General features: G+C 63.8%; 15 protein-coding genes. 5 read left to right on the plus strand and 10 right to left on the minus strand.

Annotated elements, in window-relative coordinates; genetic code table 11:
- A partial coding sequence (locus AC58EF_RS26340) for a hypothetical protein (RefSeq protein WP_497279432.1) occupies positions 1-72 on the minus strand: 72 nt, incomplete at its 3' end.
- Positions 73-449: 377 nt separating this feature from the next.
- Between AC58EF_RS26340 and AC58EF_RS26345 the strand changes: the two genes are divergently transcribed.
- The 4 genes from AC58EF_RS26345 (at position 450) to AC58EF_RS26360 (ending at position 4031) form a co-directional block, all read left to right on the plus strand.
- On the plus strand, positions 450-1361 hold the full coding sequence (locus AC58EF_RS26345) for a KpsE/RkpR family capsule polysaccharide export protein (protein WP_497279401.1): 912 nt from the start codon (positions 450-452) through the stop codon (positions 1359-1361).
- On the plus strand, positions 1361-2170 hold the full coding sequence (locus tag AC58EF_RS26350; protein ID WP_497279402.1) for an ABC transporter permease: 810 nt from the start codon (positions 1361-1363) through the stop codon (positions 2168-2170). Before AC58EF_RS26345 ends, AC58EF_RS26350 begins: the two co-directional genes overlap by 1 nt.
- Positions 2167-2823 carry an ABC transporter ATP-binding protein gene (locus tag AC58EF_RS26355; protein WP_497279403.1) on the plus strand — a complete coding sequence of 219 codons (657 nt, stop codon included), beginning with the start codon at positions 2167-2169 and terminating at the stop codon, positions 2821-2823. Before AC58EF_RS26350 ends, AC58EF_RS26355 begins: the two co-directional genes overlap by 4 nt.
- Before the next feature lie 68 nt (positions 2824-2891).
- On the plus strand, positions 2892-4031 hold the full coding sequence (locus AC58EF_RS26360; RefSeq protein ID WP_497279404.1) for a glycosyltransferase family 4 protein: 1140 nt from the start codon (positions 2892-2894) through the stop codon (positions 4029-4031).
- A gap of 75 nt (positions 4032-4106) precedes the next feature.
- Here the strand turns inward: AC58EF_RS26360 and rfbD are convergent, their stop codons facing one another.
- The 9 genes from rfbD to AC58EF_RS26405 form a co-directional block, all read right to left on the minus strand.
- Positions 4107-4976, minus strand: a complete 870-nt coding sequence (rfbD, locus tag AC58EF_RS26365) for a dTDP-4-dehydrorhamnose reductase (RefSeq protein ID WP_497279406.1) — start codon at positions 4974-4976, stop codon at positions 4107-4109.
- Positions 4973-5518 carry a dTDP-4-dehydrorhamnose 3,5-epimerase gene (gene rfbC / locus AC58EF_RS26370; RefSeq protein ID WP_497279407.1) on the minus strand — a complete coding sequence of 182 codons (546 nt, stop codon included), beginning with the start codon at positions 5516-5518 and terminating at the stop codon, positions 4973-4975. Before rfbC ends, rfbD begins: the two co-directional genes overlap by 4 nt.
- Positions 5515-6399 carry a glucose-1-phosphate thymidylyltransferase RfbA gene (gene rfbA, locus AC58EF_RS26375; RefSeq protein ID WP_497279409.1) on the minus strand — a complete coding sequence of 295 codons (885 nt, stop codon included), beginning with the start codon at positions 6397-6399 and terminating at the stop codon, positions 5515-5517. The genes rfbC and rfbA overlap by 4 nt, the downstream gene beginning before the upstream one ends.
- 428 nt (positions 6400-6827) lie before the next feature.
- Positions 6828-11081, minus strand: a complete 4254-nt coding sequence (rpoC, locus tag AC58EF_RS26380; protein ID WP_497279411.1) for a DNA-directed RNA polymerase subunit beta' — start codon at positions 11079-11081, stop codon at positions 6828-6830.
- Positions 11082-11159: 78 nt separating this feature from the next.
- Positions 11160-15320, minus strand: coding sequence for a DNA-directed RNA polymerase subunit beta (gene rpoB / locus AC58EF_RS26385; RefSeq protein ID WP_497279412.1), 4161 nt, complete (start codon positions 15318-15320; stop codon positions 11160-11162).
- A 348-nt stretch (positions 15321-15668) separates the two neighbouring features.
- On the minus strand, positions 15669-16790 hold the full coding sequence (locus AC58EF_RS26390) for a hypothetical protein (protein ID WP_497279413.1): 1122 nt from the start codon (positions 16788-16790) through the stop codon (positions 15669-15671).
- A 272-nt stretch (positions 16791-17062) separates the two neighbouring features.
- The gene (locus AC58EF_RS26395) at positions 17063-18403 is read right to left on the minus strand and encodes a cell wall hydrolase (RefSeq protein ID WP_497279415.1); all 1341 of its coding nucleotides are present in this window, start codon (positions 18401-18403) and stop codon (positions 17063-17065) included.
- Positions 18404-18421: 18 nt separating this feature from the next.
- Positions 18422-19351, minus strand: a complete 930-nt coding sequence (gene cysK, locus AC58EF_RS26400; protein WP_497279416.1) for a cysteine synthase A — start codon at positions 19349-19351, stop codon at positions 18422-18424.
- Positions 19348-20652, minus strand: coding sequence for an MFS transporter (locus AC58EF_RS26405; RefSeq protein WP_497279417.1), 1305 nt, complete (start codon positions 20650-20652; stop codon positions 19348-19350). The genes cysK and AC58EF_RS26405 overlap by 4 nt, the downstream gene beginning before the upstream one ends.
- A gap of 379 nt (positions 20653-21031) precedes the next feature.
- On the opposite strand from AC58EF_RS26405, the gene guaB reads away from it, so the two are divergent.
- Positions 21032-22489 (plus strand): IMP dehydrogenase, encoded by a 1458-nt coding sequence (gene guaB / locus AC58EF_RS26410; RefSeq protein ID WP_497279419.1) that lies wholly within the window; start codon positions 21032-21034, stop codon positions 22487-22489.
- Positions 22490-22497: the final 8 nt, after the last annotated feature.

Genomic DNA, 22497 nt, shown 5'->3' on the forward strand with positions numbered 1-22497 from the left:
ATGCCCGAAATCCGCAAAACAGGCTCCCGACACAAGGCCCACATAACCCGTGCCGATCATCGTGATTTTCATGAGTAATTCCGGCCCCGCAATCGGTTGAGGAGGTTTCCACTAGCACGGCGATCCGTGATTACAAAGGACCAGTGAGGGGATTGTGCAACGCATGATTCACGGTCCGCCTTGTCGCGTTGCAATATGCTGGACTTTGGACAAGGCTGCTCCTAACACAGCCGCGAACCACAGGCTGATGGACGCCGATGATAAAAATTCCTGAGCGCGTTGGCAAGTTGCCAACCCTGTTTGTTGTAGCGGTACTTGTTCCCACAGCGATCGCTACTCTATATTTTGCTTTGAGTTCCGATGTATATTTGTCGGAATCGCGGTTTGTCGTGCGGAGTCCTGACAAGAGCAATAATTCCAGCCTTGGTGTCCTGTTCAAGGCGGGCGGCATGTCCAATGACGCGAATGAGGGCTATGCGACGCATGACTACATACTTTCGCGCGATGCTCTGGATGCGCTGAACCGGGACGGGCTGGTTGCCAAGGCCTATGGCAATGACCATATCTCCATCCTCAATCGTTTCGATCCGTTCCACAATAGGGGCGGGCATGAACGTCTTTTCAAATATTATTCCGACAAGATAGATGTAGATCATGATGTCGTGTCGTCGATCACGACGCTGAAGGTTCGCGCCTTCACGCCGCAGGATGCGCAGGAAATCAACCGTCGCCTGCTGATGCAAGCGGAGGCGCTGGTCAATACGTTGAACGGTCGTGCCCGTTCGGACCTGATCGATTATGCCAACAAGGAACTGGACGAAGCCAAGGAAGTCGCGCGCAAGGCCGCGTTGGCACTGTCGGATTATCGGAACCGCGAAGGCGTGGTCGATCCCGAGCAGCAGGCTACCGTCCAGTTGCAGATGATCTCCAAGCTGCAGGACGAATTGATCGCGACGAAGACCCAGCTTGTCCAGTTGCGCGTCTTTACGCCACAGAATCCGCAGATTCCGGTGCTGCAGACGCGGGTCCAGGAACTGGGGCGGGAAATCGACCAGCAGATCGGTCTGGTGGCCGGCAGCAAGAAGTCGCTCGCCGCCACCGCCGCGCAGTTCCAGCGGCTCCAGCTGGAAAGCCAGCTTGCCGACAAGCAATTGGGAGCTGCGATTGCGTCGCTGCAGGACGCACGGAACGAGGCGCGCCGCAAGCGCGCTTATGTCGAGCGGATCGTCGAGCCGAACAAGCCGGACTATGCGGGCGAACCGCGTCGTTTGCGCGGCATATTGAGCACCTTCGTTCTCGGTCTCGTCGTCTGGGCGGTGCTTTCGATGCTGATCGGCGGTGTCAGGGAGCATAAGGACTGATGTCGGACACGCATCAGGACGAACCGCGAACCAGCTTTCTGCGGTCGTGGGCGATCCAGCGGCGGGTGATCGGCGCATTGTTGATGCGCGAAGTGATCACCCGTTACGGACGCCACAATATCGGCTTCCTCTGGCTTTTCATCGAGCCGATGATCTTCACCCTCGGTGTGACCGCCATATGGAGTCTGACGAAAGCGACGCATGGATCGAACCTGCCGATCGCAGCCTTTGCGCTGACCGGCTATTCGAGCGTTCTCGTCTGGCGCAACATGCCCTCGCGCCTGGTGGATTCGATCGAGCCGAATCTATCGCTGATGTATCACCGCAATGTGCGGGTCTTCGATATCTTCGCGGCGCGCCTGCTGCTGGAAGGGGTGGGCGTCGGGACGTCCTTCTTCATCCTGACGCTGGTCTTCGCGGCGGTCGGCCTGCTGCAAATGCCGGAAGATGTCCTCCTGGTCATCATCGGCTGGTGTATGCTTGCCTGGTGGGGCATGTCGTTGGGCATGTTCCTGGGGGCGTTGTCGCATCGCACCGAATTGGTCGACAAATTCTGGCACCCTATGGCCTATCTGCTGTTTCCGCTGTCGGGATCGGCCTTTCTGGTCGATGCTCTGCCGGCCGATTTTGCGAAGTTCGTGCTCTATCTGCCCATGGTGCATGGTGTGGAATGCGTGAGGGACGGCTTCTTCGGTTCTCAATTCGTCCCGCACTATGATCTGGGCTACATGGCGTTGTGCAACCTTTTCTTCACCGTTATGGCTCTGGCGGAAATTCGGCACGCTAGCCGCAATCTGGTTCCGGCATGATCCGACTTGAGAATATTTCGAAGGCCTATCATATCCGGTCGGGCCGGCAATGGGTTTTCCGCGACCTCAATCTCACGGTCGAACGGGGCGAGAAGATCGGCATTCTCGGGCGCAACGGCGCGGGTAAGTCGACGCTGATCCGTCTGATCGGCCGGGTCGAGGAGCCGACGTCCGGCCGCCTCGTCACGGACATGTCGATTTCCTGGCCGCTGGCCTTTTCCGGGGCCTTCCAACAGTCCCTGACCGGCATGGACAATCTGCGCTTCATCTGTCGCGTTTATGGAACCGACCCGGAGGAGGCGGCCGCCAAGGTCGAGGATTTCGCCGAGCTGGGCCGCTATATGCGCGAGCCGATCAAAACCTATTCGGCGGGTATGCGCGCGCGTCTGGGCTTCGGCATTTCCCTTGCGGTCGATTTCGACTGCTTCCTCATCGATGAGATCGTGGCGGTCGGCGACGCGCGCTTCCAGCAGAAATGCCATCACGAACTGTTCGAGAAGCGCAAGGATCGGGCCATGATCATCGTATCGCACAGCGATAATTATATTCGCGATCATTGCGACCGGGCGTCGGTGCTGGCCGGTGGCACGCTGGCCCATTTCACCGATATGGACGCGGCCTATGAATATTATCAGGCGCACGCTACCGAATGAACTGGTTTGAAGGACTGCTGAGGCGCCTATGTCCTTCGGCAGCCAGAACACCGGCCATCGCGCCATCCATGCCACGTCGATTGCTGGTGGATGTTTCCACCATCGCGCAGCATGACGCGGGCACGGGCATCCAACGGGTGGTGCGGGCGATCTGGCTTCATCTCCATCGCATGGATCTGGGCGGTGTCGCGCTGTTGCCGGTCGCGGCAACGGCTCGACGAGGCTATGGCGTCGCCGGGTTCGATCCTGATACGGGCCGCCTGGCGCTGCCCGCGCCGAACGCGCCCCCGCTCCGGGCGGGGGCGGGGGATATTTTCCTCGGCCTGGATCTGGCCGCGCATCGCCTGTCGCGCCACGAAGGCCAGATCGCGCGGTGGCGTCGCCGCGGGGCGACGGTGCATATCCTCGTCTATGATCTGCTCCCGCTCCAGCATCCCGAATGGTTTCCCGAAAGCACGGGGCGCAATTTCCGCAAATGGATCAAGGTGCTGGCCCGCCGTGCCGACAGCGCCATCTGCATTTCGCGGCAGGTCGCGGCCGATCTGGACGGCTGGCTTGCCGCGATGAAAGCGCCCCGGCGCGCGGAGATCGCATTGCCTGCTATCCCGTTGAGCGGAGCGGTCGAGGCGACCAATCCCACACAGGGTATCGGCGAGCAGGGTATCGAGGCGATTGCGCGCATCCGACAGCGACGAACGGTGCTGATGGTTGGCACGGTGGAGCCGCGAAAGGGGCATGATTGCATACTCGACGCCATGGCGCATCTTTGGCGCGTTGCTGGGGAAGATGCCCCCAACCTCATTCTTGTGGGGCGCCCCGGCTGGCGCACCGAAGCGCTGCAGGCGCGGATGCGGGCGCTGGAGGCGGAGGACGCGCGCTTCATCTGGCTGGACCAGGCATCGGATGAACTGCTGAGCGCCCTCTATGCGCACGCGGCCCTGGTCGTCATGCCGTCCCGTGGCGAGGGTTTCGGCCTGCCGATCGTCGAGGCGCTGCGCCAGGGCCGCAAGGTGTTGGCGCGCGACCTGCCGGTCTTTCGCGAACTGGCGCGGCCGGGCCTCTTCTATTTCAGCGACGAGGCGCCCGAAGCGCTCGGCGGCGAAATCCTCAATGTGTTGCGCGAGCCCGATCCAGCGCCATCGCTGAGCGATGGCTGGGACGACAGCGCCATGGCTTTGTTACGCGCGCTTGGTCTGACGGCGGCCTGACCGGGGGGCGGCCGACGCCAAAGCCCGGGTCCACGACGAAGCGGCCAGGCGCGCTTTCACGAGCGCGCCTGGCCCTTACCCCTCGGCCTTGATGGCTGTCATCATGACGCGCAAATTCGCGCGCCAATGCGGGGTGGGACCGCCCAGAGCCGCATAGGTCGACGCCTTGTCCAGCACCGAATAATGCGGCCGCTTCGCCGGCGTCGGATAGTCGCTGCTGGGGATCGGCACAATCCGGGCTCGCTGGTTCAGCAGGCCCGCCGCCAGCGCTTCCTCCTGGATCGCAACGGCAAAGTCGTACCAGCTTGCCGCGCCGCTGTCGGTATAATGGTGCAGGCCGGTGACACCCGCGCCAGCTCCCGTGCCTGCCATCGTCCAAAGCGCGCTCGCCAGACCCGGCGCATAGGTGGGCGTCCCGATCTGGTCGGCGACGACGCGCACTTCCGGCCGTTCGCCCATCAGGCGCAGCATGGTCCGCACGAAATTGCCGCCGGTGGGCGCATAGACCCAGGCGGTGCGCACGATCAGGGCATCCGGTCCCGCCAGTTGCTCGCCCACCAGCTTGGTCCGGCCATAGGCGCTCAGGGGTGCGGTCGGCGCATCGGGCGCATAGGGCACGCCGGACAAGCCGTCGAAGACGAAGTCGGTCGAGACATGAACGAAGCGGGCGCCGACAGCACGCGCCGCGTCGGCCAGCGTGCCGACCGCCGTGCCGTTGATCGCCAGCGCCAGCGCCTCTTCCTGTTCCGCCTTGTCCACCGCCGTATAGGCGGCGGCATTCAGCAACAGGTCGGGCTTTTCCTGCGCGACGAAGGCCCACACCGCTTCGGGCCGGGTGATGTCGAGTTCATCGACATCAACGCAGGTCAGCGCCGCGCCGGCGGGCGCGGTGGCCTGCAATCCGCGACCCAGCTGACCCTTGGCCCCGACGATCAGCGCCTTCATGCGAAGGCCTCGATCTCGGCCAGCGCCTTGCCGACGGCGTCCTTGCCCGACAGTTGCGGCTCCAGCCCTTCAAGCGGCCATTCGATGCCGACCGACGGATCGTTCCACATCAGCGAATGTTCGGCCGATGGATCATAGGTGGCGGTGCATTTGTAGAGAAACTCCGTGCCGTCCTCCAGCGCGACGAAGCCATGGGCAAAGCCTTCGGGCACCCAGAACATGCGCTTGTTGGCGGAGGACAGTTCGACGCCCACCCATTTTCCGAAATGCGGGCTGGACCTGCGAATGTCGACCGCCACGTCCCACACCCGCCCGGCGGTGACACGGACCAGCTTGCCCTGCGGATTGGGATTCTGGAAATGCAGGCCGCGCAGCACGCCGCGCGCGGACTTGCTATGGTTGTCCTGCATGAAGCGGAGGTCGAGGCCGGCTGCCCTGAAGGCGTCCGCGTTCCAGCTTTCGTAGAAGAAGCCGCGATCGTCGCCGAACACGCGCGGTTCGATGATCAGCGGGCCGGGAATGGCCGTTTTGACGATGTTCATGCGATTGCGCCCTTACCCTTCAACAGGTCCATCAGATAATTGCCATAGCCGCTCTTGCGCAGCGGCGAGGCGAGCGCTTCGAGCTGGCCATCGTCGATGAAGCCCTGTCGCCAGGCGATTTCCTCGGGACAGCACATTTTCAGCCCCTGCCGCTCCTCGGTCACGCGGACATAGAGCGCCGCGTCGAGCAGCGAGCCGTGGGTGCCGGTGTCGAGCCAAGCATAGCCGCGGCCCATGATCTCGACCGACAGCGCGCCTTCCTCCAAATAGAGGCGGTTGAGGTCGGTGATCTCCAGTTCGCCGCGAGGCGAGGGCGCCAGGTCGCGCGCCATGTCCACCGCGCGGCCGTCGTAGAAATAGAGGCCGGTGACGGCATAGTTGGATTTGGGCTGGGCCGGTTTTTCCTCGATCGTCTCGGCGCGGCCATCCTTGTCGAAGGACACCACGCCATAGGCGGTGGGATCGCCGACATAATAGCCGAAGACGGTGGCGCCGCTTTCCCGCCGGCCTGCGCTGGTCAACAGATCCACCAGGCCATGGCCGTAGAAGATATTGTCGCCCAGCACGAGCGTCGAAGGATCGCTGCCGACGAAATCGGCGCCGATATGATAGGCTTGGGCCAGCCCTTTTGGCTCGGGCTGGACGGCGTAGGAAAGGGATATGCCCAGTTCCTTGCCGTCCCCCAGCAACGCCCGGAAAGAAGGAGCGTCATGCGGGGTCGTGATGATCATGATGTCGCGAATCCCCGAAAGCATCAGGGTCGATAATGGATAATAGATCATCGGCTTGTCATAGACGGGCATCAATTGCTTGGAGACGCCCCTGGTCAATGGATAAAGTCTGGTGCCGGAGCCCCCCGCCAATATTATTCCCTTACGCACATCTGTCTCCCGTGGAAGGCTTGGCATGTGTAAATGGCGCAGAAAGCGTTTGCAAGATGATGTTGCGATGCATCAAAAATCTACGACGAAAGGATTGGGCATTATATAATAGTCGGGAAGTGACAAATGTAACATGGCGATGATAATCGACCGCCCATGACCTGCCCCCCGAAAGGTCCCTCATTCTGATGTAGAGTCTGTCCACGAGTTGACCCCGCCGGATCTCTCGTTCTGGCCGGTGGGGTCAATCAGACCGTCTATTTCGATGACGTAGAGGTCGATCGCTGACGGGCGCGCGCGCCTGTCCCTCTACAGCTCGTGAAACAAAGAACCCGCCGATGCGGATGCATCGGCGGGTTCTTTGTTTCAGCAAAAGGGCTTGGGAGCCGCTCCTTGCAACGGAAGCGGCTCCCGTGCCTTCAAAGACCTTATTCCATGTCCTCGGTGGTGAAATCCTCACCCTGGACGGCGCCCAGCGGATCGTCGCCGATCGCGGCCTCCGGGCCCTGGCGCAGTTCGGCGGCATGTTCCTGCGCAGCCGTCTTGGGCGCGATCAGGTCGACCTGGCTGGCGGCGCGCAGCGCGGCGCGCATCGCCGCGTCGCGCGACGAGGCGGCAACGCGCATACGGTTCATGCCCGCACCCGTGCCCGCCGGGATCAGGCGGCCGACGATGACATTCTCCTTGAGGCCCACCAGCGTATCCTTCTTGCCCTGGACCGCCGCTTCCGTGAGGACGCGGGTGGTTTCCTGGAAGGATGCCGCCGAGATGAAGGAACGGGTCTGGAGCGACGCCTTGGTGATGCCGAGCAGCACCGGCTTGCCCTCGGCCGGCTGGAAGCCGGGCGCGAGCTTGCTGTTGATCTCGTCCATCTCCTCGCGGTCGACCTGCTCGCCCACCAGCAAGGTGGTATCGCCCGACACGGTGATCTCGACCTTCTGCAGCATCTGACGAACGATCGTCTCGATATGCTTGTCGTTGATCTTCACGCCCTGCAAGCGATAGACTTCCTGGATTTCGGCGACCAGATATTCGGCCAGCGGCTCGATGCCGAGCACTTCCAATATGTCGTGCGGGTCGGGCGAACCACCGATCAGGTTGTCGCCGCGCTTCACATAGTCGCCTTCCTGAACGTCGATCACCTTGCTCTTGGGGATCAGATATTCGACCGGCTCGCCGCCATCCTCGGGATTGATGGCGATCTTGCGCTTCGCCTTGTAATCCTTGAGGAACTGAACGCGGCCCGACACCTTGGCAATGATCGCATTGTCCTTGGGCTTGCGGGCTTCGAACAGTTCGGCGACGCGCGGCAGACCGCCGGTGATGTCGCGGGTCTTGGCCGCTTCGCGGGAGACACGCGCCAGCACGTCACCGGCTTCCACCTGCTGCCCGTCCTCGACCGACAGAGTCGCGCCGACCGCCAGCATGTAGCGGGCCGCCTCGCCCGACTGATCGTCGAGCAGGGTGAGGCGGGGACGCAGATCCTCCTTCGACCGCGCCGAACCGCGATGTTCGGTGACGACGCGCTGGGCGATGCCGGTCGCTTCGTCGGTCTGCTCGGTCAGCGTCTTGCCGTCGATCAGGTCCTGATATTTCACGATACCCGGCTTTTCGGTGATCACCGGCATGGTGAACGGGTCCCACTCGGCAAAGCGGTCGCCCTTTTTCACTTCGTCGCCATCCGCGAACAGGATGGTGGCGCCGTAAGGCAGGCGGTGGGTTTCGCGCTCGCGGCCTTCGGAGTCGATGATCGCGACTTCGCCGTTGCGGGCGAGGCTCAGGCGACGGCCATTCTTGTCGACGATGGTGGGCATGTCGCGCAACTCGATCGTGCCGTCCGACATGGCTTCCAGGTTCGACGTTTCGTTGAAGTTCGCCGCGCCGCCGATGTGGAAGGTCCGCATGGTGAGCTGCGTGCCCGGTTCACCGATGGACTGCGCCGCGATGACGCCGACCGCTTCGCCGATATTGACCGGCGTGCCGCGGGCGAGATCACGGCCGTAGCATTTGCCGCACACGCCCATCTTGCTTTCGCAGATCAGGGGTGAGCGGATCTTCACCGCCTGCGTGCCGATCGCCTCGATCTGCGCCACCAGCGCTTCGTCGAGCAGCGTGCCGATCGGCACGATGACCGAACCGTCCTTGCTGTCGACGATGTCCTGCGCCGTGGTGCGGCCCAGGATACGCTCGCCGAGCGAGGCGATGACCGAGCCGCCCTGGACGATGGCCTTCATCTCCAGCGCCTTTTCGGTGCCGCAATCTTCCTCGACGATGGTGCAGTCCTGCGACACGTCGACCAGACGGCGGGTCAGATAGCCCGAGTTCGCCGTCTTGAGCGCGGTGTCGGCCAGGCCCTTGCGCGCGCCGTGGGTCGAGTTGAAATATTCAAGGACGGTCAGGCCTTCCTTGAAGTTCGAGATGATCGGCGTTTCGATGATCTCGCCCGACGGCTTGGCCATCAGGCCACGCATACCGGCAAGCTGCTTCATCTGCGCCTGCGAACCACGGGCGCCCGAATGCGCCATCATGTAGATCGAGTTGATGGGCGCCATGCGGCCATTCTCGTCCTTGGGCTGGGCGCGGATTTCGTCCATCATGGCGTTCGCCACCTGGTCGCCGCAACGGCTCCAGGCGTCGATCACCTTGTTGTACTTTTCCTGCTGGGTGATCAGGCCGTCCTGATATTGCTGCTCATAATCGGCCACCAGCGCCTTGGTCTCGTCGACGAAGGTCGTCTTCGAATCCGGGATCACCATGTCGTCCTTGCCGAAGCTGATGCCGGCCTGGAACGCATGGCGGAAGCCCAGCGACATGATGGCGTCGGCGAACAGCACCGTGTCCTTCTGGCCGGTGTGGCGATAAACCTGGTCGATGACGTCCCCGATTTCCTTCTTGGTGAGAAGGCGGTTGACGACGTCGAAAGGCACCTTGTGCGACTTGGGCAGGCATTCGCCCAGCAACATCCGGCCCGGTGTGGTTTCGAACCGCTTCATATATTGCTGACCATTTTCGTCGGTCTGCGGCACGCGGCTGATGATCTTCGAATGCAGGGTGACGGCCTTGGCGTAGAGGGCCTGATGGACCTCCTGCATGTCGGCCAGCAACATGCCTTCGCCCGGCTCGCCTTCACGTTCCATGGACAGGTAATAGATACCCAGAACCATGTCCTGCGAGGGGACGATGATCGGCTTGCCGTTCGCGGGCGAGAGGATGTTGTTGGTGGACATCATCAGCACGCGCGCTTCCAGCTGGGCCTCAAGGCTCAGGGGGACGTGCACGGCCATCTGGTCGCCATCGAAGTCGGCGTTGAAGGCCGAGCAGACCAGCGGGTGAAGCTGGATCGCCTTGCCCTCGATCAGCACGGGTTCGAACGCCTGGATGCCCAGACGGTGGAGCGTCGGCGCACGGTTCAGCATGACCGGGTGCTCGCGGATCACCTCGTCCAGAATGTCCCAGACTTCCTTGCGCTCCTTCTCGACCCACTTCTTCGCCTGCTTCAGGGTCATGGACAGACCCTTGGCGTCGAGGCGGGCGTAGATGAAGGGCTTGAACAGTTCGAGCGCCATCTTCTTGGGCAGGCCGCACTGGTGCAGCTTGAGTTCCGGGCCGGTCACGATGACCGAACGGCCCGAATAGTCGACGCGCTTGCCGAGCAGGTTCTGACGGAAGCGGCCCTGCTTGCCCTTGAGCATGTCGGACAGCGACTTCAATGGACGCTTGTTCGCGCCGGTGATGACGCGGCCGCGGCGGCCGTTGTCGAACAGGGCGTCGACGGCTTCCTGCAACATGCGCTTTTCGTTGCGGACGATGATGTCCGGCGCGCGCAGTTCCATCAGCCGCTTCAGGCGGTTGTTGCGGTTGATGACGCGACGATAGAGGTCGTTAAGGTCCGACGTTGCGAAGCGGCCGCCGTCCAGCGGTACCAGCGGGCGCAGTTCCGGCGGGATGACCGGCACGACGTCCAGGATCATCCATTCGGGACGGTTGCCCGATTCCAGGAAGCTCTCGACGACCTTTAGCCGCTTGATGATCTTCTTGGGCTTGAGTTCCGACTTGGTGGTGGCCAGCTCCTCGAGCAGCGCCAGCTTCTCGCCCTCCAGGTCGAGGTCCATCAGCATCTGCTTGACCGCTTCCGCACCGATGCCGGCGGAGAAGGCGTCCTCGCCATACTCATCCTGCGCGTCGAGCAGTTCGTCCTCGGTCAGCAGCTGGAACTTCTCCAGCGGGGTCAGGCCCGGCTCGGTGACGATATAGGATTCGAAATACAGGACGCGCTCAAGCTGCTTGAGCTGCATGTCGAGCAGCAGGCCGATGCGCGAGGGCAGCGACTTCAGGAACCATATATGCGCGACCGGGGCGGCGAGTTCGATATGGCCCATCCGCTCGCGGCGGACTTTCGACACCGTAACTTCGACACCGCATTTTTCGCAGACGATGCCCTTATACTTCATGCGCTTATATTTGCCGCACAGGCACTCATAGTCCTTGATCGGACCGAAGATGCGCGCGCAGAACAGGCCGTCACGCTCGGGCTTGAACGTGCGGTAGTTGATGGTTTCCGGCTTCTTGATCTCGCCGAAGGACCAGCTGCGGATACGCTCGGGGGAAGCGAGGCCGATCTGGATCTGGTCGAAGGTTTCCGGCTTCTGGACCGGGTTCGCGAAGTTGGTCAGTTCGTTCATATCTCAATTCCCTCTAGAGGGTAAATTTCCGGGCTGCGAAAGGGGAGGGGACGCCGCCATAGCGGCGCCCGCCAATCCTTATTCCGCTGCCGCCGCCATGCCGTCACCATCCTCGATCTCGTCCATCGCGGCGAGTTCGACGTTGAGGCCCAGCGAGCGCATTTCCTTGACCAGCACGTTGAAGCTTTCGGGAATGCCGGCCTCGAACGTGTCGTCGCCCTTGACGATCGCCTCATAGACCTTGGTGCGGCCGACCACGTCGTCCGACTTCACCGTCAGCATTTCCTGCAACGTGTAGGCGGCGCCATAGGCCTGGAGCGCCCACACCTCCATTTCACCGAAGCGCTGGCCGCCGAACTGCGCCTTGCCGCCCAGCGGCTGCTGGGTGACGAGCGAGTAGGGGCCGATGGAACGGGCGTGGATCTTGTCGTCGACCAGATGGTGCAGCTTGAGGACATATTTATAGCCGACAGTCACCTTGCGGTCGAAATTGTCGCCGGTGCGGCCGTCGTAAAGGACAACCTGACCGGATTCATCCAGACCCGCCAGCTTCAGCATCGCCGACACGTCGGATTCGACGGCGCCGTCGAACACCGGCGTCGCCATCGGCACGCCACCACGGACATTCTGCGCCAGTTCGACGATATCGTCTGCGCTGCGCTGGTCGATCTCGGCGGCATAGTTGCTGCCATAGATGGTCTTGAGCAACTCCTTCACCGCCTCGGGGGGCTGGCCCGCCTCGGGGTTCGGATTGGCTTCGCGCCAGCTGTCCAGAGCCTTGCCGATCTGAGCGCCCAGACCGCGCGCGGCCCAGCCCAGATGCGTTTCGAAGATCTGGCCGACGTTCATGCGCGAGGGCACGCCCAGCGGGTTCAGCACGAAGTCGACCGGCGTGCCGTCCTCCAGGAAGGGCATGTCTTCCTGCGGCAGGATGCGGCTGATGATGCCCTTGTTGCCGTGACGGCCGGCCATCTTGTCGCCCGGCTGGAGCTTGCGCTTCACCGCGACGAACACCTTGACCATCTTCAGCACGCCCGGCGGCAGTTCGTCGCCGCGCTGCAGCTTGTCGACACGATCCTCGAACTTCTCGACGATCAGCTTCACCGCTTCGTCATACTGCGCCTTGACGGCTTCGATGCCGGCCTGGCGGACATCGTCCTCGACCGCGAACTTCCACCATTCGTGGCGCTCGACCTCGCCCAGCAGGGCCTCGTCGATCACCACGCCCTTCCTGATGCCCTTGGGCGCCGCCGAAGCGGTCTGGCCGGTCAGCATTTCCGCCAGGCGGTTGAAGGTCGCACGGTTCAGAATGCCGCGTTCGTCCTCGCGGTCCTTGGCGAGACGGTCGATTTCCTCCCGCTCGATCGCCATGGCGCGTTCGTCCTTGTCGATGCCGTGGCGGTTGAAGACGCGCACTTCCACGACCGTGCCGGCGACGCCCGGCGGCAGACGCAGCGACGTGTCGCGCACGTCGCTCGCCTTTTCACCGAAGATCGCGCGGAGCAACTTTTCTTCCGGGGTCATCGGCGATTCACCCTTGGGGGTGATCTTGCCGACCAGGATATCGCCCGGCTCCACCTCGGCGCCGATGTAAACGATGCCTGCCTCGTCGAGGTTGCGCAGCGCTTCCTCGCCGACATTCGGGATGTCGCGGGTGATGTCCTCCGGCCCCAGCTTGGTGTCGCGGGCCATGACCTCGAACTCCTCGATATGGATCGAGGTGAAGACGTCGTCCTTCACGATCCGCTCGGAGATCAGAATGGAGTCTTCGTAATTGTAGCCGTTCCAGGGCATGAACGCGACCAACACGTTGCGGCCCAGCGCCAGCTCGCCCATCTCGGTCGATGGGCCGTCGGCGATGACGTCGCCGGCCTGGACCAGTTCGCCCACCTTCACCAGCGGACGCTGGTTGATGCAGGTGTCCTGGTTGGAGCGCTGGAACTTCTGCAGCGTGTAGATGTCGACGCCCGACTGACCGGGTTCGACGTCGCCGGTGGCGCGGATGACGATACGGGTCGCGTCGACCTGGTCGATGATGCCCGCACGGCGAGCCGCGATCGCCGCGCCGGAGTCACGGGCCACGGTGCCCTCCATGCCGGTGCCGACGAACGGCGCCTCGGCGCGGACCAGCGGCACCGCCTGCCGCTGCATGTTCGATCCCATCAGCGCGCGGTTGGCGTCGTCATTTTCCAGGAACGGAATGAGCGAGGCCGCGACCGACACCAGCTGCTTGGGGCTGACGTCCATCAGGGTGATGTTGTCCTTCGGCGCCATCAGGAATTCGCCGGCTTCACGGGCCGAGATCAGGTCCTCGGCGAAGCTGTGGTCGGCGTTCAGTTCCGCGTTCGCCTGCGCGATCGTGTGCTTGGCTTCCTCCATCGCCGACAGATAGACGACGTCGTTCGTCACCTTGCCGTCGATCACCTTGCGGTAGGGCGTCTCGATGAAGCCATATTTGTTGACGCGGCTGAAGGTGGCCAGCGAGTTGATCAGGCCGATGTTCGGGCCTTCGGGCGTTTCGATCGGGCAGATACGGCCATAATGGGTCGGGTGAACGTCGCGGACTTCGAAGCCGGCGCGCTCGCGGGTCAGACCGCCCGGCCCAAGCGCCGACACGCGGCGCTTGTGGGTGACTTCGGACAGCGGGTTGGTCTGATCCATGAACTGCGAGAGCTGCGAGCTGCCGAAGAACTCGCGCACCGCGGCCACGGCGGGCTTCGCGTTGATGAGGTCGTTCGGCATCACGGTCGACACGTCGACGCTCGACATGCGCTCCTTGACCGCGCGCTCCATGCGCAGCAGGCCGACGCGATACTGGTTCTCCAGCAGTTCGCCGACCGAACGGACGCGACGGTTGCCGAGATTGTCGATATCGTCGATCTCGCCCTTGCCGTCCTTCAGGTTCACCAGTTCCTTGACCACGGCGAGGATGTCCTCGACGCGCAGCGTGGTGACGGTGTCCTCTGCGTCCAGGTCGAGGCGCATGTTCATCTTGACGCGGCCGACGGCCGACAGGTCATAGCGTTCGGCGTCGAAGAAGAGGCCGGCGAACAGCGCTTCGGCGGTTTCCTTCGTCGGCGGCTCGCCGGGGCGCATGACGCGATAGATGTCGGACAGGGCCTGGTCGCGCTCCTCGGCCTTGTCGGCCTTGAGCGTATTGCGGATCCAGGGACCGGTAGTGACATGGTCGATGTCGAGCAGTTCGAGGCGGTCGATGCCGGCCTTGTCCAGCTTTTCGAGATTTTCGGGCGACACTTCGTCGCCGGCCTCGATGTAGATCTCGCCGGTGCTCTCGTTGATCAGGTCATAGGCGCTGTAGCGGCCGAAGATTTCCTCGGTCGGGATCAGCAGCGTCTCCAGCCCGTCCTTCTCCGCCTTGTTGGCGGCGCGGGGGCTGATCTTGTGGCCGGCGGCGAACACGACTTCGCCCGACTTGGCGTCGACGATGTCGAAGGCGGGCTTCAGGCCGCGCCAGGCTTCGGCGACATAGGGAATCTGCCAGCCGCCTTCGCCGCGCAGGAAGACCACCTTATTGTAGAACTGACCCAGGATTTCCTCGGCGGTCAGGCCCAGCGCATAGAGAAGCGCCGTCACCGGCAGCTTGCGCTTGCGGTCGATACGGACGTTGACGATGTCCTTGGCGTCGAATTCGAAGTCCAGCCAGGAACCGCGATAGGGGATGACGCGCGCGGCGAAGAGATATTTGCCCGACGAATGGGTCTTGCCCCGGTCATGGTCGAACAGCACGCCCGGCGAACGGTGCATCTGCGACACGATGACGCGCTCGGTGCCGTTGACGATGAAGGTGCCGTTCTGCGTCATGAGCGGCATGTCGCCCATGTACACGTCCTGCTCCTTGATATCGAGCACCGAACGGGTCTCGGTGTCCTGGTCGACTTCGAACACGATCAGGCGCAGCGTGACGCGCATCGGCGCCGCATAGGTGATGCCGCGCTGACGGCATTCCTCGACGTCATATTTCGGATCTTCAAGTTCGTAGTGCACGAAGTCCATTTCGGCGGTGCCGGCGAAGTCGCGGATCGGGAAGACGCTGCGCAGGGTCTTTTCCAGGCCCGACACATAGCCGATCGACGGATCGGAGCGCAGAAACTGTTCGTAGCTCTCCCTTTGCACTTCGATCAGGTTCGGCATCTGCACCACTTCGTGGATGTCGCCGAACACCTTGCGGATGCGCTTCTTAGCGCCGGTGTTGATCGTTGGGAGAGCCTTGGTCGCCATGCGTTGTCCTTGCCTTCATTCGTCGCGTTTTTTCGCATCACAGCGAAAATTCAGCCCGGCATGGCAAGCGAAAGGGGGTGATTCGTCCCTTTGTCGCCACGCAAAAAAGTGCGGGCCGGGACTGTCCGATCCGCACTGTCAGCGTCTTGTAACCCGCCAAATTCGCCCAATACCGCCGGTTTCGCGCGCTACCCGAACCCGGTCCCCGGGCGATCCGGGGGACGGCCAGTCCCCTTTCCGAGCGAAAGAAGCAGGCCGATTTCGAACCTCGATATAGAATGTCGCCCGCCCTTTGTGAAGGGGGAGCGGCATTCTCTTTCCATGAGGACGAACCCCAGGGGCTTTTCCCTAGCCCTGGTCGATCACGACGATACAGGCCGCATTGGGGCCGCTGCTGCTGTTCACGGCGGCTGACACGCTGTAGCTCCCTGAACTGTCGGAGCTGCTCAGCGCCAATTTGTCCTTCAGCTTCTTCCACCAATGTTCGGCGGAATGATCGTCGTTGGTGAAGGCGACCGCCGCGCCGTTGCTGCCGCTATAGGGGCAGGTCCAGGCCAGCGCCAGCTTGGGCGCCGAACCGCCGTTCTTCGGTTCGAAGATCATTGCGCCCTCCGTGCCGAACAGCGCCGCCTTGCGCTTTTCCGCGTAGAACAGGCCCATATAGACCAGCGGCGTGGGCGCACCTTCGGTCTCCAGCGTGATGCTGCCGCCGATCTGCGTCTCGTCATCCGAATGAAGCTTCTTGAGGTCGGCGACCATGAAGCCGCTCATCTTGCCATGATTGAGGTAGAGGCCGTCATGGTCCTTGTCGGTCGCGCCCTTGCGCCATTTCTTCACCGACAGGGCGCTGCTGCTGTTGTTGACGACAAGCCCGACGAAGGAGGCCTGCTTGGTGAGTAGGAAGATCGCGATCTCGACGATGACGGTCGCGGCCAGGCCGCCCCAGGCGGCGACGCCGATCTCGGAAATGCCTGCGACGATGCGGGCGCTGAATCCCTTGGCGGTGGACTTCCAGGCATAATAGGCGACCGGACCCAGGCCCGACAGGCCGGTTCCCAATATGGTCGCGGCGATGGTCGCGGGGGTCGCGCCGCTGCCCTGGGTCAGGCGAAGCGTCGACAGGATGCCGGACACGAATTCGGCGACGTCGCTGCCGGTCTTCGTCTCGATGTTCGGCACGTCGGACTGTTCCCAGCTGATGTCGGGGAAGATGGTCGCGCCGGTGTCCTGCGCGCTCTTCAGGGCGGCGATCACCGATGTGTGCGCCTCGGGGTCCTCGCCGGGCGCGGCGCCTTCCATCTGGCGGACGATGGCCGGATAGAGGGTGGCGCGCAGCGCGTCGGCGACATCCTCATCGTCATGCTCTTTTAGAATAGAAATCAGGTCTATGTCATATTGATGACCAATATCTTCAAGTGCTCCCATCGCTTCATTCTGTAATTCTGCCGATGTTATTGCCTTCTCAAGCATGGAATATCTCCAGATATAGTAAGAATCTGCGATATTGATACGGCAATTTTGTCGTATCTTTGCCATGAAAATAGAAAAATTCGATTCGAGTCGATGAATTTTAGTATAAAATTAAGGTTAACGAATCTTCTGTTTGGAAAGATGGCCATATTATTCGCGGCCTGCCCTCACGCCCGTCGACGATGCGTAGGGAGCCTGTTTGGAAGGCGTAATATCAAGGGTCGGGGAATATCCGCGTCGAACCCCGGTCGCTCTGCCTCGGATCGATCCGTTCAGGGCGTCGGGGGCTTGGCGGCCATGTCCGGCGGGCCGATCTTCACCGTTTCGAACCGCTCATTGCGCCGCACGCCTGCCAGCCCGCTGTCGCCGGGCGTCACCGGCGGCGGCACCATCACGGTCGGCACGCGCTGACGCATACATTGGCTCTGGACCGCGCGCGGTGTCTGCGCGCAATTCCACAGCGCGCGCTGCAATCCGCTGGCGGCATTGTGGATATAGGCGAAGCTCATCGCCTCGATTTCCTTGTCGCCCAGCGGCAGCCTGCTCGGCGCGCTGCCCGCGCGCCAGGCCATGATCCGGCATTCCGCCCGCCCGGCGCAGAAGGTCTGCGCCATGGCCGGCCAGCTGTCGGGCGTTCCGCCGCGTGGCAGCTCGACCATGAAGCTCTTGCCGTCCGGTCCCAGCACCGTCAGCCGCACGCCACCGACCGTCTTGCCCAGCGACGCCGCATCGATCAACTGCTGCGGCTGCGCGGCGAGGGCGGCCGCGCCGGCTCCCGCCACCATCAGCGGCGATCCGTCCATGGGAATCGCGCCGGCCTCCTTGTGCGCGACGGACAGGCGCGCGATCCTTGCGATCAGCGGTTCGCCGCCATCGGCCCGCTTGCGAAAGGCCGGCGGCGTTCCCCACCAGCCGCGCCAGCGGAAGAAGAGGTGCGTGCCGACCGCCGTGATCTTGTCCAGGCTGCCGCTCCAATAGGGCACGACCCAGTCGGTATGATAATGGGTGGCATGGCCGACCGGCTTGTAGACCTTGCCCGCCAGCGCCCGCGTCGCGATATCGCGCGCCCGTTCCCAGGCCGCCTGTCCCGGCGTGCGTGCCAGCGCGCCGTCGCAGGTGAAGGTGAACTGGCATCCTGTGCTGCGCTCCTGTCCCTGGAACACCACGCCGCACACGCTCTTGGGGAAGGCCGGGTGGCGCACCCGGTTCAGCACCACCTGCGCCACGGCCTGCTCGCCCACGGCATCGTCGCCGGCCTCATAGAGTTCCGCCGCGGCCAGGCAGTCGGTCGCGCGCGCCAGATCCGTTGTCGACCCCGCGAACACATAGGGGCGCGCGGCCGGATTGGGATCGCGGGAAAAGGGGATTTCGGCATTGAACGCCCGCGCCTGGTCGCGGTCCAGCGCATAATTTTCGACCGGCTCCACCGGCGGCGGCGGGGTGGTGGGCCGCCGCAGCCGCGCCGCGGCCATCGCGTCGAAGCGGGGCGAGGCGCCGGGCGGGCGCGGCCGGCTTTCCCAGCCGGCCACCGCCACGGGCAAGCCGACGAACAGCAGCGCCCAGACCGGCCACATGAGCGCATGTGGCCGCAGGGAGGAGGATGCGTCGGTCATGCCCTGCCCGATATGGTCTTATTCGGGCAGGAAGTCCGGCACCGACAAATAGCGTTCGCCGGTATCATAGTTGAAGCCCAGAACACGGCTGCCCGCCGGGAGTTCCCTCAGCTTCTGCGCGATCGCGGCGAGCGTCGCCCCCGATGAGATGCCGACCAGCATCCCTTCCTCGGTTGCGGCGCGGCGGGCGAAGGCCTTGGCGTCGGCCGGATCGACCTGGATCACGCCGTCGAGCAACTGGGTATGCAGGTTCGCCGGGATGAAGCCCGCGCCGATGCCCTGGATCGGATGCGGGCCGGGCTGGCCGCCGCTGATGACCGGCGACAGGGTCGGCTCGACCGCATAGACCTTCAGGCCGGGCCATTGCTTCTTCAGCACCTCGGCCGCGCCGGTGATATGGCCGCCGGTGCCCACGCCCGTCACCAGCACGTCGATCGGCGCTTCGGCGAAGTCGGCCAGGATTTCCTGCGCGGTGGTGCGGACATGCACGTCGATATTGGCGGGGTTCTCGAACTGTTGCGGCATCCAGCTGTCGGGCGTCTGCGCCACCAGTTCCAGCGCGCGCTCGATCGCGCCCTTCATGCCCTTTTCGCGCGGGGTGAGGTCGAAGCTCGCGCCATAGGCCAGCATCAGCCGACGACGCTCGATCGACATGCTTTCGGGCATGACCAGGATCAGCTTATAACCCTTGACCGCCGCGACCATGGCGAGGCCGACGCCCGTATTGCCCGACGTCGGCTCGATGATGGTGCCGCCGGGCTTCAGTTCGCCCGATGCCTCGGCCGCCTCGATCATGGCTAGCGCAATGCGGTCCTTGATCGACCCGCCGGGGTTCGACCGTTCCGATTTGATCCAGACTTCTGCCCCATTCGCGTCTGGGCCGAACAGCCGGTTGACGCGGATATGCGGCGTATTGCCGATGGTTTCGAGAATCGTGGCAGCTTTCATAGGGCCTTCTCCATATTGCTGTCCGCTCGCCCGCTTTCGGGTGGATCGAAGCTACGTGCTAGGCGCAATTCGGGAAAGAGTCGCGCCCAAATAAGGGTTATGATGATCGCGCCCACGCCGCCGCCGATCACCGCCGCGACCGGGCCGACCAGCGCGGCGAGGAAGCCCGATTCCGCCTCGCCCAGTTCGTTGGAGGCGGAAATGGTGAGCTGCGACAGGCTCGACACCCGCCCGCGCATCGCGTCGGGCGTGTGGATCTGCACCAGCGACTGGCGCACGAAGACCGACACCATGTCCGCGCTGCCCAGCACCACCAGCGCGGCGACTCCGGTCTCCACCGCGATGGCGCGCGGCAGGAAGGCGGTGCAGCCGAAGGCGATAGTGGCAAGGCCGAACAGGATGACCGCGCCCAGCATCTTCAGACCCACCTCGGTCTTCATCGGACGGAAGGAGAACCAGAGCGCGGTGACGGCCGCGCCGACGCCGGGCGCTGCGGCCAGATGGCCAAGGCCCGCCGACCCCACATGCAATATGTCGCGGGCATAGACCGGCAGCAGCGCGGTCGCGCCGGCCAGCAGCACCGCGAACAGATCGAGCGTTATCGTCGCCAGCACCAGCCGGTTGCCCATCACATAGGTGAAGCCATCGGTCATCTGGCGGATCGGATGACGGCTGGTGTCGCGCGGCGGCTGCGGCACCTTGCCGATCATCAGCATGGCGACCAGCGCCATGCCAAAGAGCGTCGCCGCCAGCGCATAGGCGCCCCAGGGCGTCGCCGCATAGGCATATCCGCCCAGCGCCGGCCCCGCGATCATGCCCGTCTGCCAGGCGACGCTGGAAATGGCGATGGCGTTGGGCAGGACGGCGGGCGGCACCAGATTGGGCGCCAGCGCGCCATAGGCCGGCCCGTTGAAGGCGCGGGTGATGCCGACGATGACGGCGATGCCGAAGATCAGCTTAAGGCTGACCCAGCCCTCATAGGTGGCGAAGGCGAGCAGGCCCGACGCCATGGTCAGCAGCGCCAGCGTCAGCCGGGTGATGATCCGCCGGTCATAATGGTCCGCGACCCAGCCCGTGATCGGCGTCAGGAAAAAGAGCGGCAGGAACTGCGCCAGCCCGATCAGCCCAAGCTGCGCCGACGCCCCCGCCGTCGTCATCGTCTCGCGCGCGATATTATAGGCCTGCCACGCCAGCACGATCATCATGCCATATTGCGCCAGCACCGCGCACAGCCGCCCGACCAGATAGGCGCGGAAATTGCCGAACTGGAGGGGATGACGGGGCGGGAGAGGGGCGGTCATGCCGACGGCTTTAGCCGGGCGTCGGGGCAATGGGCAACTGCTCCGCTAGGCAATGCGCACAGCTTTTCTTGCCATGGACCATGCGGGTCTATGCACGGAGCCGCCGGCATTGGGGCGAGGGCGCGCGCCGTTTCGAAGGGGCGCCAGCGGCAATGCGCATCGCCGGGATACGGCCTGAAATCCAGTATGCGGGTTTCGACCACGGCGGACGTTCCTTCTCCCCCTTTTCCGGCCGTCCGGGGGGGGCGCATGGTCTCCTCCACCGCGCCGCAATAAAATGACTCAAGGGTCTGGCCGTTTCGGGGGGAAGTGGTTACATGGGCCGCCACAAATCCCCCTGGGGCCTGCCGCCGGTCCCGCAGCAGAAAGTGGCTTTTCCATGGATATCCGCCTCGGCCTCACCTTTGACGACGTGCTGTTGCAGCCCGCCGAATCCGATGTGCTGCCCAGCCAGGCGGACACGTCCACGCAGGTCACGCGCGAAATCAAGCTCAACATCCCGATCCTGTCGTCCGCCATGGACACGGTGACGGAAGCGGACATGGCGATCGTGATGGCGCAGCTGGGCGGCATCGGCGTGCTGCATCGCAACCTGACCGTCGAGGAACAGGCCGACGCGGTGCGCGCGGTCAAGCGGTTCGAGAGCGGCATGGTCGTCAATCCCATCACCATCCTGCCCAGCGCGACGCTGGCCGACGCCCAGATGCTGATGCAGCGCCACAAGATCAGCGGCATTCCGGTGGTCGAGGCGAGCGGCAAGCTGGTCGGCATCCTGACGCACCGCGACACGCGCTTTGCCGAAAATCCGAGCCAGCCGGTCAGCGAGCTGATGACCAGGGACAATCTGGCGACGGTCAAGGCCGGGGTCAGCCAGGATGAGGCGCAGCGGCTGCTGCACCAGCGCCGGATCGAGAAGCTGCTGGTGGTGGACGACGCCTATCATTGTATCGGCCTCATCACCGTCAAGGATATCGAAAAGGCCGTCACCTACCCGCAGGCGACCAAGGATGCGTCGGGCCGCCTGCGCGTCGCCGCCGCCTCCACCGTGGGCGACAAGGGGCTGGAGCGCAGCAAGGCGCTGATCGACGCGGAATGCGACCTGATCGTCATCGACACCGCCCATGGCCACAGCAAGCAGGTCGCCGTCGCGGTCGAGGCGGTGAAGAAATTGTCCAACCATGTCCAGGTCGTCGCCGGCAACGTCGCCACCGCCGAAGCGACCAAGGCGCTGATCGGCGCGGGCGCTGACTGCGTGAAGGTCGGCATCGGTCCCGGCTCCATCTGCACCACCCGCGTCGTCGCGGGCGTGGGCGTGCCGCAGCTGACCGCCGTCATGGATTCGGCGGAGGAAGCGGCGAAGCATGGCGTGCCGGTGATCGCCGACGGCGGCCTGCGCACATCGGGCGACGTGGCGAAGGCGCTGGCGGCGGGCGCGGGCTGCGTCATGGTCGGGTCGCTGCTGGCGGGCACGGCCGAAGCGCCGGGCGAAACCTTCCTCTATCAGGGCCGCGCCTATAAGAGCTATCGCGGCATGGGCAGCGTCGGCGCGATGGCGCGCGGCAGCGCCGACCGCTATTTCCAGGCGGACATCAAGGACCAGATGAAACTGGTGCCCGAAGGCATCGAGGGCCAGGTGCCGTTCAAGGGGCCGGCCAAGGACGTCATCCACCAGTTGGTCGGCGGCGTGAAGGCGGCGATGGGCTATACCGGCAGCCGCACGATCAAGGATTTGCAGGAGCGCGCCCGCTTCGTCCAGATCACCAATGCCGGCCTGTCGGAAAGCCATGTGCATGACGTGACGATCACGCGGGAAGCGCCCAATTATCCGACGCGCTGACATATGGG

Source organism: Sphingobium sp. WR1 (assembly GCF_059693745.1).

Excerpts from the sequence above, each read along its gene's own strand:
- rpoB (WP_497279412.1), bottom strand. The coding sequence starts at position 15,320 with ATGGCGACCAAGGCTCTCCCAACGATCAACACCGGCGCTAAGAAGCGC.
- rfbD (WP_497279406.1), bottom strand. The coding sequence starts at position 4,976 with ATGAAGGCGCTGATCGTCGGGGCCAAGGGTCAGCTGGGTCGCGGATTG.
- rfbC (WP_497279407.1), bottom strand. The coding sequence starts at position 5,518 with ATGAACATCGTCAAAACGGCCATTCCCGGCCCGCTGATCATCGAACCG.
- rpoC (WP_497279411.1), bottom strand. The coding sequence starts at position 11,081 with ATGAACGAACTGACCAACTTCGCGAACCCGGTCCAGAAGCCGGAAACC.
- cysK (WP_497279416.1), bottom strand. The coding sequence starts at position 19,351 with ATGAAAGCTGCCACGATTCTCGAAACCATCGGCAATACGCCGCATATC.
- AC58EF_RS26360 (WP_497279404.1), top strand. The coding sequence starts at position 2,892 with ATGCCACGTCGATTGCTGGTGGATGTTTCCACCATCGCGCAGCATGAC.
- AC58EF_RS26390 (WP_497279413.1), bottom strand. The coding sequence starts at position 16,790 with ATGCTTGAGAAGGCAATAACATCGGCAGAATTACAGAATGAAGCGATG.
- AC58EF_RS26355 (WP_497279403.1), top strand. The coding sequence starts at position 2,167 with ATGATCCGACTTGAGAATATTTCGAAGGCCTATCATATCCGGTCGGGC.
- AC58EF_RS26405 (WP_497279417.1), bottom strand. The coding sequence starts at position 20,652 with ATGACCGCCCCTCTCCCGCCCCGTCATCCCCTCCAGTTCGGCAATTTC.
- guaB (WP_497279419.1), top strand. The coding sequence starts at position 21,032 with ATGGATATCCGCCTCGGCCTCACCTTTGACGACGTGCTGTTGCAGCCC.
- AC58EF_RS26395 (WP_497279415.1), bottom strand. The coding sequence starts at position 18,403 with ATGACCGACGCATCCTCCTCCCTGCGGCCACATGCGCTCATGTGGCCG.
- AC58EF_RS26350 (WP_497279402.1), top strand. The coding sequence starts at position 1,361 with ATGTCGGACACGCATCAGGACGAACCGCGAACCAGCTTTCTGCGGTCG.
- AC58EF_RS26345 (WP_497279401.1), top strand. The coding sequence starts at position 450 with ATGTCCAATGACGCGAATGAGGGCTATGCGACGCATGACTACATACTT.